The 14,685-nt window shown below is 66.8% G+C and carries 14 protein-coding genes; 8 read left to right on the forward strand and 6 right to left on the reverse strand.

Translation table 11 applies throughout. From position 1 onward, the window contains the following. Positions 1–3 precede the first annotated feature (3 nt). The 5 genes from AC56LU_RS01995 to hmgA form a co-directional block, all read right to left on the reverse strand. Positions 4–2,307 carry a putative bifunctional diguanylate cyclase/phosphodiesterase gene (locus AC56LU_RS01995; protein ID WP_497173915.1) on the reverse strand — a complete coding sequence of 768 codons (2,304 nt, stop codon included), beginning with the start codon at positions 2,305–2,307 and terminating at the stop codon, positions 4–6. A gap of 117 nt (positions 2,308–2,424) precedes the next feature. Further along, complete coding sequence (locus tag AC56LU_RS02000; RefSeq protein WP_497173916.1) at positions 2,425–3,126, reverse strand: MBL fold metallo-hydrolase; 702 nt, start codon at positions 3,124–3,126, stop codon at positions 2,425–2,427. Positions 3,127–3,166: 40 nt separating this feature from the next. Next, a complete protein-coding gene (locus tag AC56LU_RS02005; RefSeq protein WP_497173917.1) occupies positions 3,167–3,976 on the reverse strand; it encodes a redoxin family protein in 810 nt (269 codons plus the stop codon). After that, entirely contained in the window at positions 3,976–5,304 is a 1,329-nt protein-coding gene (locus AC56LU_RS02010) for a hemolysin family protein (RefSeq protein WP_497173918.1), read from the reverse strand. The genes AC56LU_RS02005 and AC56LU_RS02010 overlap by 1 nt, the downstream gene beginning before the upstream one ends. Positions 5,305–5,435: 131 nt before the next feature. After that, positions 5,436–6,743, reverse strand: coding sequence for a homogentisate 1,2-dioxygenase (hmgA, locus tag AC56LU_RS02015; protein ID WP_497173919.1), 1,308 nt, complete (start codon positions 6,741–6,743; stop codon positions 5,436–5,438). A 139-nt stretch (positions 6,744–6,882) separates the two neighbouring features. Here hmgA and AC56LU_RS02020 point away from each other — a divergent pair, with 139 nt between their 5' ends. The 4 genes from AC56LU_RS02020 to AC56LU_RS02035 all read left to right on the forward strand — a co-directional run bounded on the left by AC56LU_RS02020 (position 6,883) and on the right by AC56LU_RS02035 (position 10,114). Then, positions 6,883–7,800 carry a LysR family transcriptional regulator gene (locus AC56LU_RS02020; RefSeq protein ID WP_497173920.1) on the forward strand — a complete coding sequence of 306 codons (918 nt, stop codon included), beginning with the start codon at positions 6,883–6,885 and terminating at the stop codon, positions 7,798–7,800. Positions 7,801–7,874: 74 nt separating this feature from the next. After that, complete coding sequence (gene hppD, locus AC56LU_RS02025) at positions 7,875–8,963, forward strand: 4-hydroxyphenylpyruvate dioxygenase (protein WP_497173921.1); 1,089 nt, start codon at positions 7,875–7,877, stop codon at positions 8,961–8,963. Positions 8,964–9,036: 73 nt separating this feature from the next. Continuing rightward, complete coding sequence (locus tag AC56LU_RS02030) at positions 9,037–9,384, forward strand: CidA/LrgA family protein (RefSeq protein WP_497173922.1); 348 nt, start codon at positions 9,037–9,039, stop codon at positions 9,382–9,384. Beyond that, positions 9,377–10,114 carry an LrgB family protein gene (locus tag AC56LU_RS02035; RefSeq protein ID WP_497173923.1) on the forward strand — a complete coding sequence of 246 codons (738 nt, stop codon included), beginning with the start codon at positions 9,377–9,379 and terminating at the stop codon, positions 10,112–10,114. Before AC56LU_RS02030 ends, AC56LU_RS02035 begins: the two co-directional genes overlap by 8 nt. 72 nt (positions 10,115–10,186) lie before the next feature. Here the strand turns inward: AC56LU_RS02035 and AC56LU_RS02040 are convergent, their stop codons facing one another. Next, on the reverse strand, positions 10,187–10,783 hold the full coding sequence (locus AC56LU_RS02040; RefSeq protein WP_497173924.1) for a hemerythrin domain-containing protein: 597 nt from the start codon (positions 10,781–10,783) through the stop codon (positions 10,187–10,189). A gap of 352 nt (positions 10,784–11,135) precedes the next feature. Here AC56LU_RS02040 and AC56LU_RS02045 point away from each other — a divergent pair, with 352 nt between their 5' ends. The 4 genes from AC56LU_RS02045 to AC56LU_RS02060 all read left to right on the forward strand — a co-directional run bounded on the left by AC56LU_RS02045 (position 11,136) and on the right by AC56LU_RS02060 (position 14,634). Further along, positions 11,136–12,170 (forward strand): manganese catalase family protein, encoded by a 1,035-nt coding sequence (locus tag AC56LU_RS02045; RefSeq protein ID WP_497173925.1) that lies wholly within the window; start codon positions 11,136–11,138, stop codon positions 12,168–12,170. A gap of 63 nt (positions 12,171–12,233) precedes the next feature. Continuing rightward, a complete protein-coding gene (locus tag AC56LU_RS02050; RefSeq protein WP_497173926.1) occupies positions 12,234–13,157 on the forward strand; it encodes a ZIP family metal transporter in 924 nt (307 codons plus the stop codon). A 79-nt stretch (positions 13,158–13,236) separates the two neighbouring features. Then, positions 13,237–13,833 carry a TetR/AcrR family transcriptional regulator gene (locus tag AC56LU_RS02055; RefSeq protein WP_497173927.1) on the forward strand — a complete coding sequence of 199 codons (597 nt, stop codon included), beginning with the start codon at positions 13,237–13,239 and terminating at the stop codon, positions 13,831–13,833. A gap of 102 nt (positions 13,834–13,935) precedes the next feature. After that, complete coding sequence (locus AC56LU_RS02060; RefSeq protein WP_497173928.1) at positions 13,936–14,634, forward strand: SDR family oxidoreductase; 699 nt, start codon at positions 13,936–13,938, stop codon at positions 14,632–14,634. Positions 14,635–14,685: the final 51 nt, after the last annotated feature.

A 14,685-nucleotide genomic window follows, 5' to 3' on the forward strand; every position in this document is an offset into this window, starting at 1 on the left:
GAATCAGGCAGCGCGCGCGGACGCCAGGCCGGACAGGGCCGCCAGCAGGTCGTCCAGCGGCGCCGGGCGCGAGAACAGGAAGCCCTGCATGCAGGGGCTGCCGTTATCGGACAGGAAGGCGGCCTGCTGCGCAGTCTCGATGCCGTCGGCCACCACGCGCAGGCCGAGGTGCTCGGCCATCGCCAGGATCGACTGCACGATGGCGGTGCCGTTGACGTCGTTCGGGGTGTCGCGGATGAAGCTCTTGTCGATCTTGAGCTCGTACAGCGGCATCTTCTTCAGGTAGGCCAGGTTCGAGTAGCCGGTGCCGAAGTCGTCGACCGAGAAGCGGATGCCGAGCCGGGCCAGCTCGTGCATGCGGGCGATGGTCTGGTCCAGGTTCGACACCAGCAGGCCCTCGGTGACTTCGAAGATCAGCTGTCCGGCCGGCGCGCCGGTCTCGCGCAGCACCTGGGCGACCGACTCGACGAAATCCGGCTGGCGGAACTGCGCCGGGCTGACGTTGATCGACAGCGGCAGCGGATGGCCGGCCGCATCCAGGCGCAGCCAGGCCTCGCAGGCCTGGCGCAGCACCCAGTTCCCGAGCGGGACGATCAGGCCGGAAGACTCGGCGATCGGAATGAACACGTCCGGCGGCACCAGCACGCCGTCGGCGCGGCGCCAGCGCATCAGGAGTTCGGCTCCGACCGGCTGCTGGGCGTGGTCGACCTGCAGCTGCAGGTGCATGGCCAGCTCGCCGTTCTCGAGCGCCATGGCGAGATCGCGCTCCAGGGTCAGCTTGCGTTCGGCGTCGGCCAGCATGGTGGTCTCGAACAGGGCCACGCCGTTGCGGCCCGCAGCCTTGGCCTGGTACATCGCGGTGTCGGCTTCGCGCAGCAGGTCGTGGGCGGTCTGGCCGGCGCGCAGCGGCAGGGCCACGCCGACGCTGCCCGAGGAGCGATAGGTGTGCTCGCCGATCGTGGCTTCCTCGCCCAGCGCCGCCAGCACCTTGTAGGCCACCTTCATCGCCGCCGTGGTGGCGGCTTCGGCGTCGTCGCCAAGATCGTTCAACAGGATGACGAACTCGTCGCCGCCCAGGCGCGCCACGGTGTCGCGCCCGCGCACCGCCGAGACCAGGCGCCCCGCGGCGTGGCGCAGCAGGGCGTCGCCGGTGGCATGGCCCCTGGCGTCGTTGACGTACTTGAAGTTGTCGAGGTCGATGTACAGCACCGCGCCGAGGGTGCCGCCGGCGTCGCGCGCGGCCACCAGCGCGTCGAGGCGTTCGGTGAACAGGCGGCGGTTGGGCAGGCCGGTGAGCACGTCGTAGAAGGCCAGGTTGTGGATCGCCTTGGCCGAGTTGCGGCGTTCGGTGATGTCGCGTCCGACCACGACCCAGTGCGTATGGCGTCCGCCCTCGCTGGCGAAGGGCACCATTTCCATCTCCGCCCAGAAGGCGTCGCCGCCCTTGGTGTAGTTGAGCAGCTCGGCCTTGACCGGTTCGTTGCGCGCTACGGCGCGCTGGATGCGGGCCATCTCGTCCGGATCGGTTTCCGGGCCGTGCAGCAGGCGCATGCTTTGCCCGATGATCTCGTCGCGGCGGTAGCCGGTGCGGCGCTCGAAGGCTTCGTTGGCGAAGATGATCGGCTGCGGCGCGCCCGGCGTATCGACCGCGTGCGCGATCAGGACCATGTCGTTCAGGCGCGCCACCGCGGCCGAGGTCAGGCGCAGCTCGGCATTCAGCTCGTACAGCCTGGCCTGCTTGTGCTCGAGGGATTCGGCGAAGCCCTGCACCTCGCCCAGGGTCTGGGACAGGCCCTTGACCAGGTTGCCGCAGGTGATGGTGATGACGGCGCCGACGAACAGGTAGTTGAGCGTGACCACCAGCGAGGACAGCAGTTCGTTCCCGCCCAGCCCCCTAACGACCAGCTGCGCGTGCCCGCTCAGGCCGAGGCCGAGGATGGTGGCCGCGCTCAGGACCAGGGCGCCAAGCGCATGGCGGGTGCCGAGCAGCACCACCGCCAGCACTGGCAGACCCATGAGGTAAATCTGGCTGGCCGCGCCGACGCCGATCATCAGGAAGACCCCGGCCAGAAAGAGCACCGCCAGGAAGTTCAACACCCGCAGCGTATAAGGCAGGCGATCGAACCACCAGATGGCGAGCAGCCAGGCCAGCGCTACGGTGTCCATCACCGCGATCTGCCACATGCCGTCGGCCACCGCCAGGAGCGAGCTGGGCACCGGGGTGACGAAGCCGAGCAGCAGCACGGCCGACATCAGCTTGGAGAAAATGCGTGCGCGCCAGTGCGCGAGATCGTAGAACTGTTTCATGCACCCGGCTCGTACGCACTGAAATGTTTCTCCAGGGTACTATATCTTGTATAAATGCAAGATTATACCGAAGGTGGCGACGGCGCGTCAGGCAGGTGGCATTTCAGTGTTGCAGATTTACACGCTGTGGGACAGGCCCAGCTTGCGATTGGCCGGCACCGCCACGTCCATCAGCTTTGGGCGCGGCAGGTCGAGGGCGGCCATCAGGGCGACGAAATCGTCGCGCGAGCGGCCGGCCAGGCGCGCGTTGTGGCGCTTTTCCCAGCCGATGCTCGATACCGATTGGCCACGATAGTCGTGGCCGGGCCAGACGCGGACGGCATCGTCCAAGGTAAAGAGCTTGCCGGTGACGCTGTCGTACAGGGCCTCCGCGCTGCCGCCCTGGAAGTCGGTGCGCCCGCAGCCGCCGACCAGCAGGGTGTCGCCGCTGAACAGGTTGCCGCGCCACAGGTAGCACATGCTGCCCGCGGTGTGGCCCGGGGTGTGGATCACCGCGATGTGCTCGCGCGCGCCGAACCTGATCAGGTCGCCGTCCTGCAGCTGGATTTCGGCCGGCGGGATGCCGCAGCCGCTCGGCACGCAGGCCTTGGCGCCGGTGAGGGCGCGCAGCTTGCCGGCCGAGGTGACGTGGTCGGCGTGGGCGTGGGTCTCGAGCACGTGGGTCAGGCGCAGGCCGAGGCGTTCGATGTGGTCGAGGTCGCGCTGCCAGTGGCGGTCGACCGGGTCGATGATCACCGCATCCTGGCAGTCCGGCGCGGACAGGATGTAGGTATACGTCGAGGATTCGGCGTCGAACAGCTGGATCGGGTTGACTTGCATGGGCTCTCCTGGATGCGGCGATGTTGTACCACAGGGGAGCTCATTGCGCCAGTGTCGCCATCTTGTCGCGCAGGCTCGCTTCCGACAGCTCGCCCACATGGCGGGCACGCAGCACCCCGCGCGCATCGTAGAACAGCGTGGTCGGGAAGCCCACCGAGCCGGTGCGCGCCCCCAGCTGTCCGGCCGGGTCGAGCAGCACGTTCTCCATGCGCAGTCCCTGCGCCGCCAGGAAGCTTGCGACCTGCGCCGCCGATTCGCCCTGGTTCACGAACACGAAGCCGACGTCGGGCCGCTTCGCCTGCATCGCCGCCAGCGCCGGCATCTCGCGCCGGCACGGCGGGCACCAGGTGGCCCACAGGTTCACCACCAGTGGCTTGCCCTGGAAATCGCGCAGCGCTGTTTCGGCGCCGTCCAGGCGGCGCACGCTCAGTTCGGGCAGGGGTGCATGCGGCGGCGCGAAGGCCTGCAGCATCAGGGTGCCGCCCAGCCACAGGCCGATGCCGGCCAGGCTGGCGACCAGCAGGGGACGGCGCAGCAGGGGATGGCGGCGGGTCAGCTCGGCGCCGATCACGCAGGCGACCAGCAGGCCGGCCGTGGAGTCGAAGCCGCCGTCGCGGAAGTCGAGCGCGGTCCAGGGCTGCTGCGCGAACAGGTCGTGGTGGCGCAGCACGAACACCGCGCGCGCGCTGACGAATCCGGCGAGCACCATCTTCCACAGGATCGGGCCGGCATCGAGGCCGCGGCGGCGGTAGCGCCCGGCCAGCAGATTGGCCAGCACGATGCCGCCCAGGACCAGCAGCACCGCGGTGGGAAGGACCAGGGGACCGAGAGTAACGACGTCCAGGGGCATCAATCGCGCTCGGGCTCGGGTTCCACCGGATGGTAGCGCGACACCATGATGCGGTCGATGCGGTTGCCGTCCATGTCCATGACCTCGAAGCGGAAGCCTGCCCAGTCGACGATGTCGGAGGGCTTGGGGATGTAGCCCAGCTGGTAGAGCATGAAGCCGGCCAGCGTATGGTAGGCGCCTTCGTCTTCGCCGGGGAAGATCTGCGCGGTCTCGAGCAGGTCGCGGAAGCGGTCGAGCGAGACGCCGCCGTCGAGCAGCCAGCTGCCGTCGTTGCGCTGCACGGCGTCGGCGTCGTGCTCTTCGCCGGCCACGGAGACGTCGCCGACCAGGGCGCTCATCACGTCGCTCAGCGTAACCATGCCCTGGATGTCGCCGTATTCGTCGACGATCAGGGCCAGCTCGGCGCGGTTCTTCTTGAACATCTCGAGCAGGGCCATGGCGCTCACGGTTTCGGGGACATACAGCAGCTCCTGCACCGCGCCCTCGAGGTCGATGGCGTCCAGCTGGCCGGTGCGCACTGCCTGCGCGAACAGGTCGCGCGCCATCACGTAGCCGAGGATGTGCGAACGGTCGCCGCGGCAGACCGGGAAGCGGCCGTAGGGATTGGCCGCGATGGTCTCGAGGTTGTGGGTGCGCCCGTCTTCGAGGTCGATGATCACCAGGTCGACCCGCGGCGTCATCAGGGACTTCAGGTGCTGGTCGTCGAGGCGCAGGGCGCGCTGCACGATGTCGTATTCGGTCTTCTCGAAAACGCCGGTGTCGGCGCCTTCCTTGATCATGCCGGCGATGTCTTCTTCGGTAGGGGCTTCTTCCCTGGCCGCCTTGATGCCGAGCACGCGCACGATGGCATTGGTGGCCAGCGACAGGAACTTCACGAAAGGCGACATCAGCACCGACAGCGTGCGCAGCGGCGGGGCGATCAGGGTCGCCGTCGCGTCGGGGAAGGCCATGGCGATGCGCTTGGGGACCAGTTCGCCGAAGATGATCGACGCGATGGTAATGAAGATGACCACCAGGCCGAGCGCGATCTCGCGCGCATACGGCGCGAGCAGCGGCACGGTTTGCAGTTCGGGGGTGAGGTGGCTGACCAGCGAGGCTTCGCCGAAGGCACCGTTGAAAATGCCGATCAGGGTGATCCCGACCTGCACGGTGGAGAGGAAGTGGCTGGGGTCGTCCGCCAGCTCGAGCGCGGCGCGCGCCCCGCGGCTGCCTTCTTCCGCGCGCCGCTCGAGGCGCATGCGCTTGGCCGAGACCAGTGCCAACTCGCTCATGGCGAACACTCCGTTCATCAGGATGAGGAAGGAGATGATCAATATGTCGGTCAACACTGGCGCGGGGCCTCCGTCGGACGTTCCGGGCCGCGACCGGGCACGCGCGAAAGCGGCGTACGCCACATCATCGCATGGCGGGTGGCATGTCCGCCACACGAATTGTCAGGCTGGCATCTTCGCCGCTGTCCTTACGGGCTTGGGCGGAAGTGCTTGCCGATGCCCGCCCAGCACTGCTGGTAGTCCGGCTGCAGCTGGGGCGAGGCCAGCGCGTGCGCGGTCGGCACCAGCACATGACGGGTCTCGAACATGAAGGCCATGGTGTCGAGCACCTTGTGCGGCCGGCCGGTGTCGGCGCTGCTGGCCTTCTCGAAGGTAGCGGCATCCGGACCGTGCCCGCTCATGCAGTTGTGCAGGCTGGCGCCGCCCGGCACGAAGCCCTCGGCCTTGGCGTCGTAGGCGCCGTGGATCAGGCCCATGAACTCGCTGGCGACGTTGCGGTGGAACCAGGGCGGACGGAAGGTGTCTTCGCCCACCAGCCAGCGCGGCGGGAAGATCACGAAGTCGAGCGTGTCCACCCCGGGGGTGTCACTGGGCGCCTGCAGCACCAGGAAGATCGACGGGTCGGGGTGGTCGTAGCTGATCGAGCCGATGGCATTGAAATGGCGCAGGTCGTATTTATAGGGCGCGTAGTTGCCGTGCCAGGCGACCACGTCGAGCGGCGAGTGGCCGATGCGAGCGCGCCACAGGCCGCCGCAGAACTTGGCCACCAGTTCGAACTCGCCCTCGATGTCCTCGAAGCGCGCGCATGGGGTCAGGAAGTCGCGCGGGTTGGCCAGGCCGTTCGATCCGATCGGTCCCATGTCGGGCAGCTGCAGCAGGGCGCCGAAGTTCTCGCAGATGTAGCCGCGCGCCGCGCCGTCGGGCAGCGCGACGCTGAAGCGCACCCCGCGCGGGATCACCGCGATTTCCTGGGGTTCGAGCTCGATCAGGCCGAGTTCGGTGGCGATGCTGAGGCGCCCCTGCTGGGGGACCACCAGCAGCTCGCCGTCCGCGCTGTAGAAATAGCGGCCTTCCATGTCCCTGTTGGCGGCGTACAGGTGGACCGCGCAGCCGCTCATCGCTTCGGGGGAGCCGTTACCGGCCATGGTCACCCAGCCGTCGATGAAGTCGGTCGGGGCATCGGGCAGGGGCAGGGGGCTCCAGCGCAACTGGTTGGGCGGGGCCGGGGTGTCGAAGCGGCTGACGATCCGTCCAGTATCGATCCGGCTGAAGCTTCCGTGCACGGCAGCCGGGCGGATCCGGTACAGCCAGGAGCGACGGTTGTGGCTGCGCGGGGCGGTAAAGGCGGTGCCGGAAATCTGTTCGGCGTACAGGCCGTAGGCCACGCGTTGCGGCGAATTGCGGTGCTGCGGCAGGGCCCCCGGCAGGGCTTCGGTGGCGAATTCGTTGCCGAATCCGCTCATGTAGGTGGATGCTTGCTCGAGCGTGTGGCGCATGTTTATCTCCTCGGCGCTACTCTAGAAGAATTCAGCATGTTTTACGAGATGAATAGAAAAATGTAGACTATTCATCAGCTAAATATTGCTGTTCGCGCGCACCCGGTGCGCCCACAATGCAGCCCAGGCAAAGGAAGCCATGATCGAACCGCACACCATCGACCTGAACTTGCTGACGGTATTCCAGGAAGTCTACCGGGAGCGCCAGATTTCCGCGGCCGCCAGGCGGCTGGGACTGAGCCAGTCGGCGGTGAGCAACGCGCTGGCGCGCCTGCGGCGAAGTTTCGGCGACGAGTTGTTCGTTCGCACCGCCCTGGGGATGCAGCCGACGCCGCTGGCGACACAGATGGCCGAGCCGATCGGCGTGGCGATGGCGCAGGTGGCGCTGGCGCTGAACCAGCGCAGCCGCTTCGACCCGGCCACCAGCAGCCGGCGCTTCGTGCTGGCGATGACGGACGTGGGGGAGATCTACTTCATGCCGGCGCTGATCGAGCGCTGCAAGCTGCTGGCGCCGCAGGTCGAGATCAGCTCGGTGCGCGCCGGCCTGCTGCCGCTGAAAGAGGAAATGGAAGGCGGACGGGTGGACCTGGCGGTGGGGCCTTTCGAAGACATCTCGGAAGCGCTGTACCAGCGCCAGCTGTTCCGCCAGCCCTACGTGACGATGATGCGCAAGGGCCATCCGTTGGGGAAGGGCGCGCTGACGCTGGCGCGCTTCGTGAGTGCCGAGCACATGCTGGTCGATGCGAACGAAAGCCCGTACGACCGCATCAACGCGCTGCTGGCGCGCGCCGGCGTCGGGTCCACGGCGGGCCCCCCGGTGCGCTTCCGGGTGCCGCACTTCACTGCGGTGCCCTACATGGTGAGCAGCTCCGACCTGGTGGTCACGGTGCCGCAGAAGCTGGCCGAACGCGCCGCGCTGCCGTTCGGGCTGGAATGGATTACGCCGCCACTGGAGCTGCCGGCGCTGCAGACGAACGTGTTCTGGCACCGCCGCTACAACCAGGACCCGGGCAACCAGTGGCTGCGCGGCTTGCTGGCGGAAGTATTTGCAGAATGAGTGCGTTTAACGCTGTGACGGCCGTGGAGACGGCCGCTGAATGATCACCGAACAACGACAGAAGGAAGAGAAAAATGGCAGACCTGTTTGAGAACCCCATGGGCCTGATGGGCTTCGAGTTCGTCGAGTTCGCGTCGCCGACGCCCGGCGTGCTCGAGCCCGTGTTCGAAGCACTGGGCTTCAGCAAGGTGGCGGTGCACCGCTCGAAGCAAGTGAGCCTGTACCGCCAGGGCGACATCAACTTCATCATCAACAACGAGCCGAAAAGCTACGCCGCCTACTTCGCCGCCGAGCACGGCCCCGCCGCCTGCGGCATGGCCTTCCGCGTGAAGGATTCGCACAAGGCCTATGCGCGCGCGCTGGAACTGGGCGCGCAGGCGGTCGAGATCCCGACCGGCCCGATGGAGCTGCGCCTCCCGGCCATCAAGGGCATCGGCGGCGCGCCGCTGTACCTGATCGACCGTTTTGAAGACGGCAAGTCGATCTATGACATCGACTTCGCATTCCTGGAAGGCGTCGAGCGCCATCCGCCAGGCCACGGCCTGAAAGTGATCGACCACCTGACCCACAACGTCTACCGCGGCCGCATGGCATTCTGGGCCGGCTTCTACGAGAAGCTGTTCAACTTCCGCGAGATCCGCTACTTCGACATCAAGGGCGAATACACCGGCCTGACCTCGAAAGCCATGACCGCGCCGGACGGCAAGATCCGCATCCCGCTCAACGAAGAAGGCAAGGCCGGCGGCGGCCAGATCGAGGAATTCCTCATGCAATTCAACGGCGAGGGCATCCAGCACATCGCGCTGCTTACCGACGACCTGATTAAGTCGGTGGACAGCCTGCGCGCCGCCGGCGTGCCGCTCATGAAAGCGCCGCCCGCGACCTATTACGAGATGCTCGAAGGCCGCATTCCGGGCCACGGCGAAAACGCCGCCGAACTTCAGACCCGCGGGCTGCTGCTCGATGGCGCCGTCACCGACGGCAAACCGCGCCTGCTGCTGCAGATCTTTTCCGAGACCCAGCTGGGACCGGTGTTCTTCGAGTTCATCCAGCGCAAGGGCGATGACGGTTTCGGCGAGGGCAATTTCAAGGCGCTGTTCGAGTCGATCGAACGGGATCAGCTGCGGCGCGGGGCGATCGCGGGCGCGACCGCCGAGGCTTGAAATTCCGGCGTGTCACGGCACACGCCGCGAAACAGTTTGCTATCCTGAGCGCTTTGCCCCGTCCTAGCGCCTCATGCTCGCCGCCTTCACGATCCTGCTGCTGTTCCAGTGCCTCGGCGAAGGCCTCGTCTTCCTGTTGAAGCTGCCGATCCCCGGCCCGGTCGCCGGCATGCTGCTCCTGATGGCGGCCTTGCTGGCTTGGCCGCCGCTGGAAAAGCGCATCGAGGACGCGGCCAACACCCTGCTGTCGCACCTGTCGCTGCTGTTCGTCCCGGCCGGTGTCGGCATTTATGCGTCCGCAGCCAGCGGCAATGGCCACTGGTTGGCGATCCTGGCATCGCTGTTCGCGAGCACCGTGCTGACGCTGGCGGTCACCGGCCTGCTCCTGCGTGGCCTGGAAAAAAAGGACGGCGATGCCTGAGCTGAACCAGCTGAGCCAGTTCTGGGTCTATTTGTCCGCCTCGCCGCTGCTGGGCCTGACGATGACCTTGTGCGCCTACCTGCTTGCACACCGCATCGCCGCCTTGTTCAAGGGGGCGCCGCTGGCCAATCCGGTCGCGATAGCGCTGGTCCTGGTGGTCCTGGTGCTGTGGCTGTCCGGCATGTCCTACCAGCGCTACTTTGCCGGGGCCCAGTTCGTCCACTTCCTGCTCGGCCCGGCCACCGTGGCCCTGGCGCTGCCCCTGGTGCGCCAGCTGCCGCGCCTGCGCCGCGCCGTCCTGCCCTTGGGCGCGGCGCTGCTGCTCGGCTGCGTCACCGCGATCGTCTCCAGCGTCGGCGTCGCGCTGCTGCTGGGCGCCGGCCCGCAACTTGCCGCCACCCTCGGCCCGAAATCGGCCACCTCGCCGATCGCGATGGCGGTCTCGGAGCGGCTGGGCGGCATTCCGGCCCTCACCGCCGGCATGGTGATCGCCACCGGCATCTTCGGCGCCGTCTTCGGCCCGTGGCTGTTCGACTGCCTGCGCATCACCGCGCCCGCGGCGCGCGGCTTTGCCCTCGGCCTGGCCTCGCACGGCATCGGCACCGCGCGCGCCTTCCAGTCCAGCGCCGAAATGGGCGCGTTTGCCGGCCTGGCGATGGGCCTGAACGGGGCGCTGACGGCACTGATCGCACCAATGCTGGTGCCGGCGGTGCTGCGCTTTCTGGCGTGAACGCGTTCGCGGCATGAAAAAGCCGGCCGCTGGCTGAACCAGGCGGCCGGCTTGCTTGCGTCCGTTGCGGAATCAGGCCGGGTTCGCCTTCCAGGTCTTCTTCGGTCCGACGGCCTTGACCGCGAATAGCGCGCTCGCCAGGCCGACCACCAGGGCGGCGCCGCTGCCGCCGAAGCCGACCGCGTGTTCCTTGGCCAGCTTGCCGGCTTTCGGGCCCACCAGTTCCATGCGGCGGCGCGTCATCCTGGCGCCCATGTCGGTCAGCATGTCGCGGCTCAGCTTGGCCTCGGCATGCGGCAGCAGGGTGGTTTCCTCGTCGGCCACATGGTGCATCACGTCGCGCATCAGTTCCATCACCAGCTTGTCGTGGCGCGGGTCGGAGCCGCTGGTACGGCGCAGCTCGGCGATCATGCGGCGCATTTCCATGTGCTCGGGCTCGGCCTTGTGCATGAAGGGCTCGCCCGAATCGCGCTGGCGCATCACCGGGTAGAAGATCTCTTCCTCGAGCGTTGCATGGATTTCCAGCGCGTCGCAGATGGTGTCGGCCAGCGCCTTCTTGACGCGCGGCGACTTGTCCTTTTCATACTGGTGGAAAGTGACCATCACGTGCGAATGGTCGAAGCGGATCATATTGGTAATGGTCGGGCTCAGCTTATTCAGGTTAAACATTGGTACCTCCTATGGTCATATAGCTAACATGGTAGTGCCGCGTTGCTCGTCTTTACTGTAGGCGTACGTGCCGCGCCCCTGTCGGCAAGGAACGCAGAGTAGCGGGCGTCCATGCCCTCAACCTCCCAAGCTAACCGAAAGTGGCCCAAAAAATACTCTTATTTATCAATTCCAACATTTCCATCAAGTTCATTAATTGTCGCTCCAGTCCTACAACTGTACGCGCGAACCCCTGATCCCCACTGCCGGGTCATGCTGCCAACATGAGATATACGGTTACCGGTCACGGCCGGTGCCATTGGACGGCGACGCCCTTGCGCGCCAAATGACTCATCACCGGAGGAATTTGTCCATGTTTGCACACAATAAACGCCTGCAATATACGGTCCGCGTCAGCGAACCGAATCCAGCCCTTGCCAACCTGATGCTGGAACAGTTCGGGGGGCCGCAGGGCGAGCTGGCCGCGGCCATGCGCTACTTCACCCAGGCCGTATCGGAAGACGATCCAGGCCGCAAGGACATGCTGTTCGACATCGCCACCGAGGAACTCAGCCACCTCGAGGTGATCGGCCACATCGTCGCCATGCTGAACAAGGGCGCCAAGGGCCGCCTGGCCGAAGCGGTCGACAGCGAAGCCGACATGTTCAAGGCCATTACCGGCGCCGGCAACGACAGCCACATCACACAGGTGCTGTACGGCGGCGGAACGCCGCTGGTGAATTCGGCCGGCGTACCCTGGACCGCGGCCTACATCGACTCGATCACCGAGCCGACCGCCGACCTGCGCTCGAACATCGCGGCCGAGGCGCGCGCCAAGATCGTCTACGAACGCCTGATCGCGCTGACCGACGACCCGGGCGTGAAAGAGGCGCTGGGCTTCCTGATGACGCGCGAAGTGGCGCACCAGAAGTCGTTCGAAAAGGCGCTGTACGCCATCGAGCCGAACTTCCCATCAGGAAAAATGCCGGCCGATCCGCGCTTTGCGAGCGTGTACTACAACATGTCGCAGGGCCCGGGCGAGATGCGCGGGCCCTGGAACCAGGGCGCCGACTGGGACTTCGTTACCGACCGCGAGAAGCAGATGGCGGTCGACGGCGGCTCGGGCGAGGCCGAAGTGGCGCTGCCGAGCGCGGACATCGACATCCTGAAACAGATGGCGATGCGCACCATGTCCGACCCGATGTCCTCGCCGCGCACCGGTGCCGAACTCGGGATGAGCATGCAGTCGGCCGGCGGTGGTACGATGGCGGGACAATCGGGGAATGCGTCCGGCGGTTCCATGGGCAGCGCCCAGGTCGGTTCCAAGGGCGGACCGCTCGACGACACCGGCATGAGCAAGCCCCAGGACAAGGGCACGGCCAAGGGCGTGAAGGCCATGAAGAAGTAAGCAGCGGCGCGGCCACGGCAGGGGCTTGCCTCCGTGGCCGTGCGGCTTCTCCACAAGGTTTGCATGGATACGAATGCAGAAAAAGCGCACGACACCTGGCTCGCCGCAGCCCGTACGCTGCTGCGCACGCTGAGTTTCCGCCACATCGTCGGCCTGGCCATCTGCAGCGTCGGCTGTGTCTTGCTGCTCGGCAGCCTGGTCGAGCAGATCATGGGCGCCAATCCCAAGATGCACCGCGCGCTGCTGGGCGGCGCAACCGCTGCGGCGGCCACCGCGCTCGGCACGCTGCCGGTCCTGTTTGCACAAAATTTCTCACGACGCAGCTTCGATTGCTTCCTCGGTTTCGGCGCCGGCGTGATGCTGGGCGCCACTGCGTTCTCGCTGGTGATCCCGGCGATTGCCGCGGCCAAGGCCGCCGGCGCCGGCAGCTGGGAAGCGAGCCTGATGGCCGGAGCCGGCATCATGGCGGGGGCGGGCGCCATCCTGCTATTGGGGCGCGCCGTGCAGTCCGAGGGCATCCTGGCGGAGGGCGACGCCGGCAAGTCGGTGCGCCGCGCCTGGCTGTTCGTGTGGGCCGTGGCCCTGCACAACCTGCCCGAAGGGATGGCGATCGGCGTCGGCTATGCCGGCATCGACATCGAAAAGGCCAATGCGCTGGCCACCGGCATCTCGATCCAGGACGTGCCGGAAGGCCTGGTGGTGGCGCTGGCCCTGCGCACGGTGGGCTATGGCCGCCTGACTTCGGTCGGGCTGGGCGTCGTGTCGGGGCTGATCGAGCCGGTAGCGGCGGCCTTCGGTGTGGCGCTGATCGGGATTGCGGCAGGCCTGCTGCCGTTTGCGCTGGCCGCGGCCGGCGGGGCCATGCTGTTCGTGATCGTGAATGACGTCATCCCCGAATACCGGCAGAACGGCAACGGCACTTTCGCCAGCATCGCGCTGATATTCGGCTTCATCCTGATGACGGTGCTCGACACGGCCTTGGCCTGAGTGCCTATCACCTTCGCGGCGCTTGACAAAGAAAATATGATGGACGTAATATGATATTCATCATATTTCGGAGTGCGCCATGAGCAGCTCAGCCAAATCCAGCAAGCGCGAGCAGTCCCACCACCGGATCGTCGAGGCCGCCAGCCATGCGGTGCGGCGGTATGGCTACGCCGGTGTCGGCGTGGCTGAGGTGATGAGAGAGGCCGGCCTGACCCACGGCGGCTTCTATGCCCACTTTGACTCGCGCGACGCACTGCTGGTCGAGGCGATCGAGCATGCCGGCGCGATCAGCAGCGCGGTGCTGGACGAGCGCATCGCCGCCCGCACCCGCGAAACAGGGGATCCGCTGGGCGCCCTGATCGAGCTCTACCTCTCCGACGAGCATCTGGCGCATCCCGAGCATGGCTGCGTGGTCGGCGCGCTGGCCAGCGAGATGCCGCGCCAGGCAGACGCGGTGCGCGCGGCCTCCAGCCAGCGTGTCGACCGGTTGGTGCGGCGCGTCGCCCTTGCACTGCCGGAAGGCGCAGACCCGGCCCTGGCCGGCGTGATTGCCGGCGCGCTGGTCGGTAACCTGCAGCTGGCGCGGGTGCATGGCGATCATCCGGAGGGCAGGGCGGCGTTGGCGGCTGCGCGCCGGACGCTGCGTACCCTGTTTGCGCCTGCACGAACTGATTGAGTTTCTCCACAGTCGGCCGTAGCCGATTCTTGCCTGTCCTAAAATATGATGTTCGTCATATGACGCCAATCATATTTCCAATGCTACCTGAAAGGAAATCCCATGAACATCCAGGACGCCACTGTCCTCGTCACCGGCGCCAATCGCGGTCTCGGCGCCGAATTCGCGCGCCAGGCGCTTGCCCGCGGCGCGAAGAAAGTCTATGCCGCCGCACGCGACCCGGAGACCGTCAAGCTCGGCGGTGTCGTTCCCGTCAGGCTGGACGTGACGGACGCCGCTGCGGTGGCCGCGCTGGCGGCAAGCTTGGGCGACGTCGACCTGGTGATCAACAATGCCGGGGTGGCGAGCACGGGCGGAATCATGGACGCGAACAGCGCCGGGTCACTGCGCTGGATGCTGGAAACGAACGTGTTCGGCATCCTGCACACGAGCCAGGCCTTCGCGCCGGTACTGGAAAGGAATGGCGGCGGCGCGTTCGTGAATGTGCTGTCGGTGGCGAGCTGGAAGAGCAACCCTGTGCTGGCGGCCTACGCGGTGACCAAGGCAGCGGCCTGGAACCTGAGCAACGGCCTGCGCGACGCCTTGCGGACGCAGGGCACGCAGGTGCTGGGCGTGCACGTGGGGCTGATCGATACCGACCTGGCGCGCGGCTTCGACCTTCCCAAGCTGACGCCCGGCACCGTGGTCGAACGGACGTTCGCCGCTCTCGAAGCAGGGGCCAGCGAGGTGCTGGTGGATGAGATCACCCGCGCAGTCAAGGCAGGGCTGGTCGCCGAGCCGCCGCTCTACACGCTGCCATAAGACTGGTCGGACAATGAACAACGCCCCGGGCGCCAGGCGCCGCGGGGCGTT

The sequence above is a fragment of the Telluria sp. PB2R4 genome (assembly GCF_059685695.1).

Excerpts from the sequence above, each read along its gene's own strand:
- AC56LU_RS01995 (WP_497173915.1), bottom strand. The coding sequence starts at position 2,307 with ATGAAACAGTTCTACGATCTCGCGCACTGGCGCGCACGCATTTTCTCC.
- AC56LU_RS02000 (WP_497173916.1), bottom strand. The coding sequence starts at position 3,126 with ATGCAAGTCAACCCGATCCAGCTGTTCGACGCCGAATCCTCGACGTAT.
- AC56LU_RS02005 (WP_497173917.1), bottom strand. The coding sequence starts at position 3,976 with ATGCCCCTGGACGTCGTTACTCTCGGTCCCCTGGTCCTTCCCACCGCG.
- hmgA (WP_497173919.1), bottom strand. The coding sequence starts at position 6,743 with ATGCGCCACACGCTCGAGCAAGCATCCACCTACATGAGCGGATTCGGC.
- AC56LU_RS02020 (WP_497173920.1), top strand. The coding sequence starts at position 6,883 with ATGATCGAACCGCACACCATCGACCTGAACTTGCTGACGGTATTCCAG.
- hppD (WP_497173921.1), top strand. The coding sequence starts at position 7,875 with ATGGCAGACCTGTTTGAGAACCCCATGGGCCTGATGGGCTTCGAGTTC.
- AC56LU_RS02030 (WP_497173922.1), top strand. The coding sequence starts at position 9,037 with ATGCTCGCCGCCTTCACGATCCTGCTGCTGTTCCAGTGCCTCGGCGAA.
- AC56LU_RS02035 (WP_497173923.1), top strand. The coding sequence starts at position 9,377 with ATGCCTGAGCTGAACCAGCTGAGCCAGTTCTGGGTCTATTTGTCCGCC.
- AC56LU_RS02040 (WP_497173924.1), bottom strand. The coding sequence starts at position 10,783 with ATGTTTAACCTGAATAAGCTGAGCCCGACCATTACCAATATGATCCGC.
- AC56LU_RS02045 (WP_497173925.1), top strand. The coding sequence starts at position 11,136 with ATGTTTGCACACAATAAACGCCTGCAATATACGGTCCGCGTCAGCGAA.
- AC56LU_RS02050 (WP_497173926.1), top strand. The coding sequence starts at position 12,234 with ATGGATACGAATGCAGAAAAAGCGCACGACACCTGGCTCGCCGCAGCC.
- AC56LU_RS02055 (WP_497173927.1), top strand. The coding sequence starts at position 13,237 with ATGAGCAGCTCAGCCAAATCCAGCAAGCGCGAGCAGTCCCACCACCGG.
- AC56LU_RS02060 (WP_497173928.1), top strand. The coding sequence starts at position 13,936 with ATGAACATCCAGGACGCCACTGTCCTCGTCACCGGCGCCAATCGCGGT.